At 58.3% G+C, this 15038-nt stretch carries 6 protein-coding genes; 4 read left to right on the top strand and 2 right to left on the bottom strand.

Going from position 1 to position 15038, the window contains the following annotated elements:
• Positions 1-113: 113 nt before the first annotated feature.
• The gene (locus Pan97_RS24720) at positions 114-3413 is read right to left on the bottom strand and encodes a DUF1549 domain-containing protein (RefSeq protein WP_144977503.1); all 3300 of its coding nucleotides are present in this window, start codon (positions 3411-3413) and stop codon (positions 114-116) included.
• 36 nt (positions 3414-3449) lie between these two features.
• A complete protein-coding gene (locus Pan97_RS24715; RefSeq protein ID WP_144977500.1) occupies positions 3450-4859 on the bottom strand; it encodes a WD40 repeat domain-containing protein in 1410 nt (469 codons plus the stop codon).
• Positions 4860-5115: 256 nt separating this feature from the next.
• On the opposite strand from Pan97_RS24715, the gene queC reads away from it, so the two are divergent.
• The 4 genes from queC to Pan97_RS24695 all read left to right on the top strand — a co-directional run bounded on the left by queC (position 5116) and on the right by Pan97_RS24695 (position 15020).
• The gene (gene queC, locus Pan97_RS24710) at positions 5116-5775 is read left to right on the top strand and encodes a 7-cyano-7-deazaguanine synthase QueC (RefSeq protein ID WP_144977497.1); all 660 of its coding nucleotides are present in this window, start codon (positions 5116-5118) and stop codon (positions 5773-5775) included.
• 393 nt (positions 5776-6168) lie between these two features.
• Positions 6169-6933, top strand: coding sequence for a 4'-phosphopantetheinyl transferase family protein (locus Pan97_RS24705; RefSeq protein ID WP_144977494.1), 765 nt, complete (start codon positions 6169-6171; stop codon positions 6931-6933).
• Between the two features lie 49 nt (positions 6934-6982).
• A complete protein-coding gene (locus Pan97_RS24700; RefSeq protein WP_144977491.1) occupies positions 6983-7258 on the top strand; it encodes an acyl carrier protein in 276 nt (91 codons plus the stop codon).
• A gap of 58 nt (positions 7259-7316) precedes the next feature.
• Positions 7317-15020, top strand: a complete 7704-nt coding sequence (locus Pan97_RS24695; RefSeq protein ID WP_144977488.1) for a type I polyketide synthase — start codon at positions 7317-7319, stop codon at positions 15018-15020.
• The last annotated feature ends 18 nt before the right edge of the window (positions 15021-15038 follow it).

Genomic DNA, 15038 nt, shown 5'->3' with positions numbered 1-15038 from the left:
CCGAAAAAGGTTTTCCAGAATTAACCGCGCCGATTTTGGCAGACTGCCAGCACCGAAGATAGAGGAGCACCGCCACCCCCTTCCTCTGAGCGGGAAGAGGGCAGGCTCTTTTGTTAGCGATTGAACAAAAAGGCAGGACTGTTGATCAGTGCCCAAGCCAGGTCTTGCAGACCGGCTAATCGTCGATTCTCGTCGAGCGCCCGGGCCTGATTCAGCTTCGCTTCCAGGTCCTTCAGTAGGGCGTCGCCGGAGATATACATCGAAACCAGCTTCTGCGTTTCTTCCTCGCTCCGCTGGTCGGCCGGCTTGGCGATGATCTGGCGGATGTCGGCCGGCAGGTTGTTTTCCAGCCGCACGGGTCGCTCGCTGGAAGTCGCCGACAGGCGGAAACGTCCCAAAAGATGGGTGCTGTCCTGGTACTGCTGGTCCATCCGCACCACCAGTTTAGCGCCTTCGGGGATCGTCACGTCCCCGTCGACTTCAAACAGGGCCGTATGTTGTTCACCGAAACGCGGACTCACCGCCCAGCCACTTCCGGGGGTGCCGTCGACCGCGCCGCGAACATCCCAGTTTTCCTGAGAAAAGGTCGCTTCAGCACGATGGAAGGAAACTTCCGGGCCTTCGCTTCCATCGGCAAGCTGCACCTGGGCTTTGAGTTCGTTCAAAACGAAGTTCCCGTTTTGGGCTCGCCCCGGTCCCTTGGACGGCAGGGAATCGTCCGGCATCGCTTCCAAGCGCAAACCGGTGAGTGGACCGGCAGCGATCTGGTAGACCACTTCGTACTGGTCCTTGGTGACGGGGCCGGTCGCCAAGATCGACTCGTCTTCTTTCTTCTCGAATTTCACGCCCGCCTTGGAAGTACCTTCGAGCATGGTCAGAGGTGTCCAACTGGCAATGCGTCCGAGCGAAGCTTCCCACTGCGGCATCTTGGCCATCAGTTGCTGACGATGCTCGTCCAGAGCTTTCTGGGCGACTTCGAGGTCAGGCGTCGGCTCGTTCATCAGTTCGATCCCCAGCTTCACTTCATCGTCGCTGGCATGCCGACCAAGAAAGCGTAGGAAGATCTCATCGATCAAGGCGCGATCGTCGGTCACTTCGGTCGCCAGCTTTGTCAGGGCGTTATTCTTGTCGGCAATGGCATTGCTGATCACGGGACCGTTGACCAGTTTCATCACGGGGCCCAGCATTACGCCGGTGGCTCGTTCGCATTCGCACGAACTCTCGCGAGCCGGTTTGCCGAAGTCATCCAGAAATGGAATGTTCACATCGGTGCCTGGCAATTGAGCGGCGCGGAAACCACTGGGAAGTTGCGGCAAGTTGTAATTGCTGCCGGTCACTTGATGGATTGAATCGAACAACACTTCCGCCGGCAATCTTCGCGGCACGGCATGGGAGAAGTTGATCGCGTCGTCCTCGTTCCACTTGTTGGTCGCAATCGCTTGCTGATAAGTTCGCGAACGACAGATTTCGCGGACGATATGCCGCGTGTTGAAACCACTGTCGATGAAGCTGTGGGTCAACGCTTCCAGCAGCATCGGGTTGGTGGGCGGGTTACCAGCTCGGATGTCGTCGATAGGCTCGATGATGCCGCGTCCCAGCAAGTAGCCCCACATGCGATTGACGTAACTTGACGCGAAGTATTGGTTCGACGGATCGGTCAGCCACTCGGCCAACTCCTCGCGCCGCGTCCCTTCGTCTTCCACCAGATCGGCTTGGTAAGGGAACTCCGGAGGAGTCACCTTGCCGGTCAGTTGGTGCTTCACTTCGCCGCTGCCGGTGTCGTAAATCACCTCGACCAGTGGCGTCGCTCCTTCCACCGCCGAACCACCAATCCGCTGGCCGGCGAAACGCTTGTCTTCCTTTCGCCCAATCTGCGCGAAGAAAGCCGACAGGTTGTAATACTGGTTCTGGGTCCAACGCTCGAATGGGTGATCGTGGCACTTGTTGCAGTTGAAGCGAACCGCCAGGAACAACTGCGTGGTGTTCTCCATCGTGTCTTCTGGAGTGCGAAGAATCTTGTAGTAGGCGCTGGCCGGGTGATCGATGGTCGAGCCGGAAGCGGTCAAGATTTCGTATACCATCTGGTCGTACGGTTTGTTGGACGCGATCGAGTCTTTGATCCAGTTTCGCAGCGCATGCACCCCAGGATCGCCGAGGTACTTCTGGTTGACCTGCAGCAGGTCGCACCACTTATTGGTCCAGTACTCGACATAAGGCCCGCTGCCGATCAAATGATCGATGAGCGCCTCCCGTTTCTCTTGCGACGGACGTTTATCGTCCAGGAATGCCCGGGCCTGATCGGCCGTCGGGGGAAGGCCGGTGAGGTCGAGGTAAATTCGGCGAACGAACTGGTCGTCGGTGCACAGGCCGGAAGATTGCACGTTCACACGCTGCAGCTTTTCGTCGACCAACTTGTCGATGTAGTTTTGCTGTGGCTGCTGGACCCACTCGAAGCCGGTGCGATCCCCCATCACGGTAACCGTGGTGGCGTCGTAGGCACCGTCATAGCGGGCCAGCACGGGGGCTTCGCCGCGACGCAGAAGTTTCAGCACCCCATCCTGGTCGGCGGTGGCGACTTCGATATCGCCACTTTCGATAAACGCATCCGCCGTCACATCCACGACCTGACCATCGGTCAGCGTGGCATATACGGCGAACTGCTGCGACATGCCAGGCAGCGGCACGGTGGGGTTGGCAGGATAGATGGCGATCTTCTCGACCTTAGGAGAATCGAGATTCAACTTCACGCCACCAGCGATCCAGTTCTTCAAGATCTCATATCTTCGCTCGCCAGGCTTGGTCAATTGGCCACCGACATGAGGAACGACGCCGGAGGTCTTCAGCAGCATCAGGCTTTGATCGGGCACGGCTCGGTTGAAACGACGGCCAGCGATGTCGTCGACCAGCGCTCGATGATCGTAGGTCGGATCGTAACCACGTAGCGACAGTTTGAAGCCGTTCTTGCCATCCTTCGCGCCGTGACACGTGCCTTGGTTGCAACCCATCTTGCTCATCGCTGGAGTGACGTCTCGGATGAAATCGGCCTCGTAGTCCGCGTGAGAATCCTTCACCTCAACCGGCACTTTCAACTCTTGTCCTGCAACATGAAAGACCAACTCGCCGACGGCGTCCTTGTTGGGCGTGACCAGGCCACGAGGCGTGATGCTGACCGCGTCCCAGTTGTCGGTTCGTTTCGCGCTACGGGTCAGGTCGACCTGCTCTCCGTTTTCGAGTTCGGCGGTAATCAGGATCTGCGCGTAGGCGAAAGGTCCCTTGAGCGAGACCTTCTCGGGGAAGACGACGATTCGCTGAATGGTCTTCCCTGGCGGGATCTTATTGTCCGAGTCTGCCGCGATGCTAGCCGAGGTGACGCCAAGCAAGACGAGACAAACAAGGATGGGCTTAAGATTCATCGAACGAAATCCTATCAGGAAGAATCGCCAGTGCGATTATTGGTTCGAGGCTGTCTGGGGCGTGATGGGAACGGCCGGGAATTGCTGCAAACGCTTGCCTGTCTCCAGGTCGTGCAAGAGCACTTCTCCATCGAACCCAACCGACGCTATCCGCTTGTTATCGGGGGCGATGCTGATCGAGTAGACCGCATGCAGCGGGCCTTCCAGTTCCAGCACCTTCTTGCCGTCGGCAACAGTAAACACGTGGACATGCCCTGCGCCGTCGAGGCTGCTACATGCGACGGCCTTGGCGGCATCGGAAGTAAAAGCCACGTCGTAAATCCGGCCAGGCATTTCAGGAAAGTCTTTGATCTTGTTGAAGTCGTCCCCAATCTTGCGGGCCTTCTCACGGAACAGCCGATAGATTTTGGGAACCCCGTCCGCCCCGCCGATCAGAACCTGGTCTTCGCCAGGATAACGGGCAACCGCGTTAATGCCCCCTTTGAGCGCACCGGGCGTGATGCTGGTGACGTTGTCGACGAAACGCTGCGTTTTGACTTCGTACAACTTCACGGCCATATCTCGACTGACCGAAACGAGATGGCTTCCATCCTTCGAGAAGACCGTATCCAAAGCCCAGTCTTCATGGGCACCGTTGAAGAAAACTTGTTTGCCGCTATTTGCGTCGAATCCGCGGACCGAATTGTCTCCACAGCCAATGGCAATCAGTTTCCCGTCGGGGGACCAACTCACGCCGTAGACGTTGTCGTAGGAAACGGGAACCGAGTAGGCCAACTTCTGATCGGCCACGTTCCATAATTGCAGTTCTCCCAGTCGACCAGGAGAGCCGCCGGCAACGGCAAGTTTGGTTCCGTCCGGGGAGAACGCCAGTGATTCGATCCGTTCCGACATGCCAACCAATCGACCAGCGATACCACTGCCATCGGCTTTCTGCAGCAGCACTTCGTGATAGCCGGAAACGGCCAGCAACTGACCATCCGGCGAGAAGGCCACGCTGGTAAGTACCGGGGGACGGACGTAGCTCGGGGGATGTTCGGCGTCGTACTTATCCTTCGCCGAATCAGGCGTGTCGTCTTTGGCTCCCTGGAGGATCCAGTTGAGAATGATCTTCTGGTCGGCTTCGGAAAGGGGAGGCTTGCCTTTGGGCATCTCGGCTTTGCCATCGACCGGTGTGATCAGTTCCACCAGGTAGCTCGCCGCCGGATCACCAGCGACGATCGCCGCAGAGCCCGATTCCCCACCGGTCAGCAACGACTGGTGATCGGTCATCAGGTAATCGCCTCCCTGTTTTGCCGGCTGGTGACATCCCTGGCAATTAGCTTGCAGGATGGGGCGCACGTCGCGGTAGTAGCTGACGTTCTCAGTGGAGTCAGCAGTTGCTTCTTCCGCCATGACGATCGCTGGGGATGCGATCAAAATGGCCAGCCATATACGCAATGCAGGCATGAGACACCGGGAAGGTTCTTAAGTGAGGATTGGGTCAGGAAAAGGAAGGATCGGCGACAAGGGTTTGTCGGGAAGGGGCAAGGCGATAACGCTAGGTTAGCATCCTTCTCATTAAGTGTAATGGAACGTTTGCCCGATTTGCAAGTTTTATTTGCCTGGAAGCCGACCAACTGGCGTCACTTTGCACCTGCGGCTTGTGGCGCTAGACTGAACACAATAAGTCCGAGCAGCGATGATAGGTTCGAGGTAGTTGAAGATGGCGAAAGTCGTGGCAGTCGTTTCTGGTGGGATGGATTCGGCAACGCTCCTTTATCACATGTTGGACGCAGGACATGCGTGTTGGGCCATTTCGGTCGACTATGGTCAGCGGCATGTGAAGGAACTCGACTTTGCCCGCCAATTGTGTGAAGGGGTGAATGTTCCGCACCTGATCGCGGACCTTTCGGCCATCAACCCGATCTTCGGCAACAACAGCCTTTCCGGCCGGGAGATGGAAGTGCCTGAGGGGCACTACGCGGAAGAAAGCATGAAGCAGACCGTCGTTCCGAATCGCAATATGATCCTGCTTTCAGTCGCGATTGCCTGGGCGGCCAGTAATCAGTGCGCGGCTGTGGCCTATGGGGCTCACAGCGGCGATCATGCCATTTACCCCGATTGCCGACCGGCATTCGCCGATGCCATGGATGCGGCCGCTCGGCTATGTGATTGGAATCCCATCGAGCTGTGGCGTCCTTTCGTTCACATGGATAAGGGGGAGATCGCCAAACGGGGCGTGCAGTTGGGCGTTCCCTACGAAAAGACGTGGACCTGCTACAAGGGTCTCGAAAAACACTGTGGGAAGTGCGGCGCGTGCGTCGAGCGAAAAGAGGCTTTCGCAGCGAATGGTCTGATCGATCCAACCGATTACGCTGATTAGAGATAGAACGCCAGAGGAGCGTTTCTTGGAAATCCTGGCAACCACCCCTTACTCGCGACGATAATTCATTCTGAACGCCAGCTGGGAGAATGCCTCGTATGGGTGGCATGTTCCAGATTGGGGATTGGCGCAAGACTTGCCTTTAGCCAATATTTATACCAGTTTGCCTATTTGTCCCTGGCAGCGAAGATTCGCGCGGTACATTTCAGGCGAATTCCCACCAATGCGATGATCGTTATCGGTTGATATCGCCAGCAATGCTAAGGTTTTGGGGTTCTGATGATTAGTTACACTTGGCTGAAATCAATGGCCGAGTAACCCCGAATTGGTCGAAGTCGTCCTATAGCGAATTACCGATCGATCATTACCCACCCCCTAACGGGCCGACCACGAATGATTCAACTTTCCACCAAGCCGTTTCCTCTGCCGCGTCCGATGCGACAGTTGGAAATCGCTCAAACGGAACTGCACCTGTGGCGGATTTCGTTTGAGGAAGGCCTGTCGGGCGTCGATCAATTGCATAAGCAGCTTTCGGAAGCCGAGCAGGTGCGGGCCTCCAAATTCTTCCGCGAAAACCAGGCCCAGCAGTACGTCGTATTCCACGCTGCCCTGCGGGACATTCTGGCTCGGTATTTAGATGTCGAGCCGGCCGAAATTGCCTACGAAGCTGGCGAATTCGGCAAACCGAACATCATTCGAGGTCAGGCCGGTGAGTTGCGTTTTAATCTGACGCACTCAGGCGAACTGGCCGTTGTCGCGGTTTCGATAGGAATGGAAGTGGGCGTCGATATCGAACGCATCCGCAAAGTTCGCAGCTTCGCTAGCATGCTCCAGCGTTGCCTTTCGGACGCTGAGCGGAAAGACCTTTGTGCTTACCCGGAAGCGGATCGATTCCACCAATTTCTCCGGTTCTGGACCCACAAAGAGGCCTACCTGAAGACCATCGGAGTCGGGCTGCGGGCACCCCTGGATCGCATAACTCTGGATCTTCAAGCTCCTGAGTCGCGTCGGGTTGTGAACCATTTCGACATCTTCCCGCAATCTCCGGTCGTTCGTTTGATGGAACTGGCACCCTGTGAAGGGTTTGTCGGGGCCGTCGGTTCGACTCATGGAGACTCGCCAGAGATCAAAACGTTCGGTTGGGTGAGTGGTCGATAGAGCGGATAATGGGTAAACTGATATGTTACCCTTAGCCACGAGGTGCTCAATGACAGCCGAGCCATCCGGACCTTCCGGCGATGCGCCTAAGTCCGCGGAAGAAATCCAAGACTGGATTATCGATTATCTTGCCAAAGAGTTGGATACGAGTCCCAACTCGATTGACCCAAGCGCTACCTTCGATTCCTTCGCCCTCGATTCGGCCACGGCCATTGGAATGACCGGCGATATGGAAAACTGGCTCGGGAAACGGATTGATCCGACGATCGTTTACGATTACCCCACGATCGAAGAGTTCTCCAGCTATCTGGCGGGCGAGAAGTAAGCCCACAATTGCCCGGAGTCTGCCCTGCTTTCATTCACCTGCGACGGAAGCCTTTTCGATGCAGCCAAAACATGAACCGATTGCCGTTATCGGAATCGGTTGTCGTTTGCCCGGGGCCGATAGCCCGGAAGCTTTCTGGAACTTGTTGATCGAAGGTCGGGACGCCATTGGCGAAGTTCCTCCGGACCGCTGGGACGTCGACCGCCTGTACGACCCCGAGCCTGCAACGCCCGGCAAGATGTACACCCGGCGGGGTGGCTTCCTCAGCAATGTGGCCGACTTCGATCCGACCCTCTTCGGCATCAGCGGACGCGAAGCGGAAAAGATGGATCCGCAGCAGCGGCTGCTGTGCGAGGTGACCTGGGAAGCCTTCGAGAATGCCGGCATCCCGGTCAAAACGCTAGGCAACAGCGCGACCGGCATTTACGTCGGCATCAGCAACAGTGACTACGCAAGGCTCTTGTTCCGCGGGCTCGATTCGCTCAACGCATATAGTGCCACCGGCACCAGCTTGTCGATCGCGGCCAACCGATTGAGCTACCTCTTTAACTTTCGCGGGCCGAGTATTGCGGTCGATACGGCTTGCTCGTCTTCGCTTGTGTCGGCTCACCTTGCTTGCCAAGGTCTTCAATCAGGCGAGACCGACCTGGCCGTCGCGGCCGGGGTGAACTTGATTTTGACACCTGAAGGGACAATCACCTTCTGTCAGGCACGCATGATGGCCCCGGATGGGCGTTGTAAGACCTTCGATGCCAGCGCCGATGGCTACGTTCGCGGCGAAGGGTGCGGCGCCGTCATCCTGAAGCGGCTGAGCGATGCCGAGCGCGATGGGGATCGTATCTTGGCCGTCATTCATGGAACGGCAGTCAATCAAGATGGCCTCACCAATGGTCTGACTGCCCCTAATGGTCCTTCGCAGCAGGAAGTGCTGAACGCCGCTTTGGAAGATGCCCAGCTTGAGCCGCAAGCGATCGAACTGATCGAGGCCCACGGCACCGGGACTTCGCTGGGAGATCCGATCGAAGTCCGCAGCCTGAAGAACGTCCTGGGCATGGGGCGCGATGCCCAGCATCCGCTTCGCCTGGGAAGCGTCAAAACCAACATCGGCCACTTGGAATCGGCCGCTGGGATGGCCGGCCTGTTGAAACTGGTCCTTTCGCTCAGCAAAGGCCAGATTCCACCCCATTTGAATTTCGAAACACTCAATCCGTACATCGACCTGAGTGGGGCGGAAGTCGAGATCGTTACCGAGGTTAAGACCTGGAACAGTGATGCCGGCAATCGCTTGGCTGGCGTCAGCGCGTTCGGGTTTGGCGGAACGAATTGTCACATCATCGTGGGGGACTACGTTTCGAAAGACACCGAAGCGAAGGCCCCGGCGTTCAAGGATCGCCCGCGACATATCATTCCGCTTTCGACCCAGACGCAAGATGGCTTACCTCTGCTGGCCGAGCGTTACCTGGAAGCTTTGGAAGACGAATCGATTTCGCTGGCCGACTTTGCTCATAGTGTGGCCGTGGGCCGTTCGACGCTCGATGCCCGGACGTTCGTCAATGCCGCGAATAAGAAAGAGGCGATCGCTGCGCTTCATAAGCTGGTCGAAAAGGGCTCGAAGGATTCGACCGACGGCCAACCGGTGCGTCGCCGCAACAAGGTGGTGTTCCTGTTCACAGGACAGGGATCACAATATCCCGGGATGGGACGCGACCTCTACGAGTTGCACCCCGTTTACCGTGAGGCAATCGACCAGTGTGCCGCCCAACTCAAGAAGTACGACGTGCCGCTGCTGGACGTGCTGTTTGCCGAGACCGACAGCGAGACTATCCATCAGACGGCCATGTCGCAGCCAACGCTGTTTGCCACCGAGTACGCCCTGTACCAATTGTGGAAGTTTTGGGGAATCACGCCGAGCATGGCCATTGGCCACAGTGTCGGTGAATACGTCGCGGCGTGTGTCGCGGGTGTGTTTTCGCTCGAAGACGCGCTGAAGCTGATCGCGCTGCGCGGCAAGCTGATGCAGAGCTTGCCGGCCGGTGGCGCAATGTTGGCGGTTTCGGCCGGTGCCGATCGTATTGAAACGCTCCTGAACGGACATGCCGGTCAAGTCGGCATTGCCGCGGTGAACAGCCCGCAGCAGACGGTCCTTAGTGGTGCGGCGGAAGTGATCGATCAAGTTGCCGAGCTATGCCAGTCCGAAGGTATTCGTGCCACGCGGCTGACCGTTTCGCATGCGTTTCACTCGAATTTGATGGAGCCGATTCTCGACGAATTCGAACAGGCCGTTTCCTTGATTGAGATGAAACCGGCCGCGTTTCCCATCGCTGCGAATTTAACCGGCGAGCTTTCCAAAGACGCGTTCACCAAGCCTCAGTATTGGCGTCAACATCTGCGCGAAGCCGTTCGTTTTGCCGATGGAATCCAGGCGATCGCGGCCAAAGGGGGCAACGTCTTCGTCGAAATCGGACCGCAGCCGGTACTTTCAGGGCTGGGACTCGTAAGCCTGCCAGGCAAGGAAAACGCCTGGCTGCCGAGCCTGCGCAGTGGTCGAGACGATTGGCAGATGATGCTCAACTCGCTGGGCGAACTGCATGAGATCGGCATCGCGATCGACTGGAAAGCGTTTGATGCTCCTTATGCTCGAAAGCGAATTGAGCTGCCAACCTACCCGTTTGTGCGCAGCCGGTTCTGGGCACCGGATACGATGCCGGTTTCCAGTGGCGAAGACTTCGGCTCGGGCACTGGGCTCATACCTACCCGCACCTCGCATCCGCTGTTGGGAGTGAAGATCCCCACGGCAACCGACGAGGTGCTCTTTCAAACGAACCTGGCACCGGGTTTCCCGGCATATCTGAACGATCACCAGTTGTTCGGCAACCCGGTCTTTCCGGCGACAGGGTACATCGAATTGGCGCTCGGAGCCGCCCAATCGCACTTCGAGCAAGGACACTTCTCCGTCGAACAGTTGCAAGTTCAGCAGCCGCTCGTCTTTGAACAGCAGCACTCCAAGACGGTTCAGGTCGTTCTGATGCCGGAAGAGTTCGGCTATGCTTCCTTCCGTATTCTCAGTGCCGAAACGACCGATAGCGAGGAGACGACATGGAAGCTGCACGCGGCTGGGAAGATCGTCCCGGCTGTGGCTCCGCCTGAGAAAGCCGACCTGCAGGAAGCTTTCTTCCGGATGGAAAAGCAGGTCGACGTCGAAGAGTTCTACGCCGGAGCGAAACAAAGCGGCTTGCAATATGGTCATGCCTTCCAGGGGATCAAGCAGCTTGGAAACGGTGAAGACGAAGCTTTGGCCGAAGTGGCGCTGCCGACTGATCTTCAAAGCGATGCGCGTAACTATCACCTGCACCCAGCGCTGCTCGACGCCTGTTTCCAGACCGTGGGGAGCTTGCTGGCCGACGAACTAACGCCAGGCACGACGTTCATCCCGATTGGTGTTGGCAGCGTGACCTGCTTCGAGGGGCACTCGCCGCAGCGAGTCGCTTGCTGGTCGAAGATCGTCGCTCGCAAGCCGGGGCGGATGCCGCAGGTCGAAGCCGACATTCTGCTGGCCAATGAAGAAGGGGAAGTCCTGGCTGAGGTGCGCGGGTTGAAGCTGGCCCGTCTCGCCAAGATCGACCTGCAGAAGCGTCTGGTTGCCGACGTCGATCGCTGGTACCACGAGGTCAAGTGGCTTGAAACGCCGCGGATTGGTAGCCCACTGACGGTGGATGAAAAAGAAGAGTCGGTCTGGCTCATCTTCGGTGACGGTCGACCCATGACGGAGTATCTCGTCGAGCAACTCGAGCAGCGTAAGCAGCAAGTGATGCAGGTCTTCCCAGGCACCGAACTTGAGTTTGGCGAAGTCGATGCCACGCTCGATCCGGCCGAGCCTGGCGAGTTCGTCGAACTGCTCGATTCGCTCGAGCTTTCGAACTCGCGGAAGTTGCGCGGCGTGATCTACCTGTGGGCACAGCAAGATCTGTCCGGCAAAGCGAACGAGTCGATGGTCGACCATGCTTTGGGTTGCCAAGGGCTTCTGCATGTCGCCCAGGCCCTGGGGCAGCGGGAAGATCAATCGCCGCGGCTATACGTCGTCACGCTGGGTGGTCAGCGGATTTACTCCGGCGACAAGATTGGACACCCCCTAGAAGCGGCCACGTGGGGCTTGGCGGGCGTCATTGCCAACGAATTGCCCAAGCTCAACTGCACGCGTATCGACGTCGACGCGGCCGATCGCGATACGGCTGGCCGGTTGCTTGGTGAAATCTGGGTGCCTGACTCGGAAACAGAAATCGCCTTGCGCGGCGAGAAGCGTTTCTCGTCACGGTTGATGCCGATGCGACTGGCGGTCGATGGCGAGTTGACGATTCCCGAACAGCCGTATCAGCTGGGCCTGAAGAAGTTCGGCATGCTGACCAATCTGGAATTGGTCCCCAAACCACGCATCGAACCAGCGGAGACGGAAGTCGAGATCGCCGTCAAAGCGTCGGGACTCAACTTCCGCGATGTGCTGCGGGCCCTGGGGATGCTTCAGGAGTACGAAAAAGAGATCGGCATCCTCACCGAAGCGGACGTGACCTTTGGTTTCGAGTGCAGCGGCGTCGTCACGGCGGTTGGCAGCCAGGTGAAGAATCTGAGGGTCGGCGACGAGGTGATCGCGCTTTCGACAGCCAGCATGACCAGTCACCTGCTGGTCGATCAAAACTACGTCGCCAAGAAGCCAAGCACGCAGACGTTCGACGAAGCAGCGACGATTCCGCTCGCGTTTCTGACCGCGCACTATGGACTGGTGCGGCTGGCCAGGCTCCGCAAAGGGGAACGGGTCCTCATTCACGCGGCGGCCGGTGGCGTGGGGCAAGCTGCCGTGGCGATCGCTCAGGCCGTCGGTGCCGAGATCTACGCAACCGCCAGCAAAGGCAAGTGGGACTTCCTGCATTCGCTGGGGATCAAACACATATACGATTCGCGAACCACGCTCTTCAGCGATCAGATTTTGAAAGATACCGGCGGCGAAGGGGTCGACGTCGTCCTCAATAGCTTGAATCAAGAGTTCATTCCCAAGAGCGTCGAATGCCTTGCCAAGCAGGGGCGTTTCGTCGAGATCGGCAAGATCGGTATCTGGACGACCCAGCAGTTTGCCGAGGCCAAGTCCGGCGCGACCTATTTTCCGTTTGATCTGGGGGACGAGGAACGCAAATCGCCGGGACTTATCGCGGCGATGCTCGAAGAACTACTGCCACAGTTTGAATCGCACAAGCTGACTCCCCTCCCCTTGCAGGCCTATCGCATTGAAGACGCCGTCGAAGCGTTTCGTTTCATGCAGCAGGCCAAGCACCTGGGCAAGGTCGTGCTGCAGATGACGCCGCCTGCCGGTGAACGTCCGTTGATTCGAGAAAACGCGACCTACCTGATTACTGGCGGCACCGGGGCCATTGGCCTGGAAGTCGCCCAGTGGTTGATCGAGCAGGGAGCCCAAAGCGTCGTTCTTACCAGCCGCAGCGGTAAAGCGAATGAGGCGGCCGCCGAGCGGATCGCGGCCTGGGAAAGCGAAGGCGCCCAGGTCACCATTTCGACCATGGATGCCGCGCGTGCCGACCAGGTTGCCGCGGTGCTCGATTTCATCAAAACAGAACTTCCACCGCTGGCAGGCGTTTTCCATGCCGCCGGCGTGCTGGACGACGCCACGATCGCGCAGCAGTCGTGGGATCGCTTCGCCCAGGTGTTGCCGGCCAAGGTGGACGGCTCGTGGTATTTGCATCAGCAAACGCGCGAATTGCCGCTGGACTACTTCGTCTGCTTCTCGTCGATTGCCGCGATGATCGGTTCGCCTGGACAAGCCAACTACGCCGCGGCCAATGCGTTCATGGATGCCCTTTGTGCCGGTCGCCGTTCTGAAGGCCTGACCGGCCTGAGCATCAACTGGGGGCCCTGGAGTGGCGGTGGCATGGCCAAGTCGGCCGACGCCCGACGGCTTGCCGGAATCGGCCTGGGCATGATTGCTCCGCAGCAGGGACTGCTGGCCCTGGAAGAACTTCTGCCGACCCGTTACGCCGACGTCGGCGTCTTTCCGGTCGACTGGGCGAAGTTCCTCAAACAGTTCGGACGCAACAAGCATCCGCGACTGTTGGACGAACTTGCCAAGATTCATCGTCACGAACGAGTCGTCGGCGCGGCCTCAGGCGGGGCGCTGCGCGATCGTTTGGCGGCAGCCGATGACGACAAGCGAGCCGCGATGATTGGCGATTACGTTGCCGATCAAGCCGCCAAGACGCTGGGCATCAGCAATTCGCAGTTGGATCGAGCCAAACCATTGGCCGAGATGGGGCTCGACTCGCTGATGGGGATCGAGCTGAAGAACGCGATCGAGGCAGAGCTTGAGATCGACATTCCGGTCGAAGAGTTCTCGCAGGATACTACGGTCACCAGCCTCGCCACGGTCGTTGCCAATCTAGTAGGCGTGGAAGGGGATTTCACATCAGGTGGTGGCGGCGAAGCTTCGGCCCCGGCCGCAAAGGAAAAGCCGGCGCGTGCTCTGGAAGACATTCCGGCGTCCGATTTCCAGACCGATCAGTTTCCCGAAGTGGTCGAACTGCAAGAGCGTATCGCGCGGTTTGCCCGGATGGGGATGGAAAGCCCTTACTTCGACGTCCACGAAGGAACGACGCGTGACACGGCCATCATTGCTGGTCGCGAGTTCATCTGCTTCAGCAGTTACAACTACGTCGGTAGCAGTGGCGATCCGGAAGTGACCGCCGCCGCCCAGGCCGCCATCGAGAAGTTTGGCACCAGTGTTTCCGCCAGCCGCGTCGTCTCCGGCGAAAAGACGATCCACGGAGAGCTGGAACGCAAGATTGCCGAGTTCGTGGGGACTGAGTCCGCCGTTTGTTTCGTCGGTGGTCACTCGACCAACGAGACCACGATTGGCCATTTGATGAACCCAGGCGACTTGATTCTGCACGACGAACTGGCCCACAACAGCCTGGTGCAAGGGTGCATCCTCTCGGGGGCTCAGCGACGTGCGTTTCCGCACAACGATACGGCTGCCTGCGAGCGGATGCTGGCCGAGATGCGCGACAAGTATCGCCGGGCCGTGATTGTCGTCGAAGGGGTCTACAGCATGGACGGCGACTACTGCGACCTGCCCAAGCTGGTCGAGATCAAGGAAAAGTACAAGGCGATGCTCTTCGTCGACGAGGCCCACTCGATCGGCACGATGGGCAAGACAGGCCGAGGCATTTGCGAACACTTCGGCATTCCCGGTTCGCGGATTGATTTCCTGATGGCAACGCTCAGCAAGTCGCTAGGTAGCTGCGGCGGCTACATTGCCGGCAAGAAGACGATGATCGAGTACCTCAAGTACACGGCACCCGGCTTCGTGTTCAGCGTGGGGATGCCACCCTCGAACGCGGCGGCTGCACTGGCATCGTTCGAGCGAATCGAGAAGCACCCGGAAGTGGTTGCCAAGTGCATGAGCAACTCCCGCTTGTTCCTCAAGCTGGCCAAGGAAAAGGGGCTCGATACGGGGCTGAGCAACAATACGCCGGTTGTGCCGGTTATCACCGGCAACTCACTGCTGGCCTTGCGGCTCTCGCGAGCTCTGTACGCTCGCGGCTATAACGTTCAGCCGATTATGTATCCCGCGGTGGAAGAGAAGGCAGCCCGTCTGCGGTTTTTCATTACCAGCTGCCACAGCGAAGAACAAATCCGGCAAACGGTTGACGCGACCGCCGAAGAGCTGGAAAAATTGAAAGCCGAATCCAACGACGCGGCGAAATAGGTGACCCGCGCGACTCGC

It is taken from the genome of Bremerella volcania (genome assembly GCF_007748115.1).
Classification (GTDB): domain Bacteria; phylum Planctomycetota; class Planctomycetia; order Pirellulales; family Pirellulaceae; genus Bremerella; species Bremerella volcania.
The sequence above is the reverse complement of the archived record's forward strand: the minus strand, read 5'-3'. Positions and strand labels throughout refer to the sequence as shown.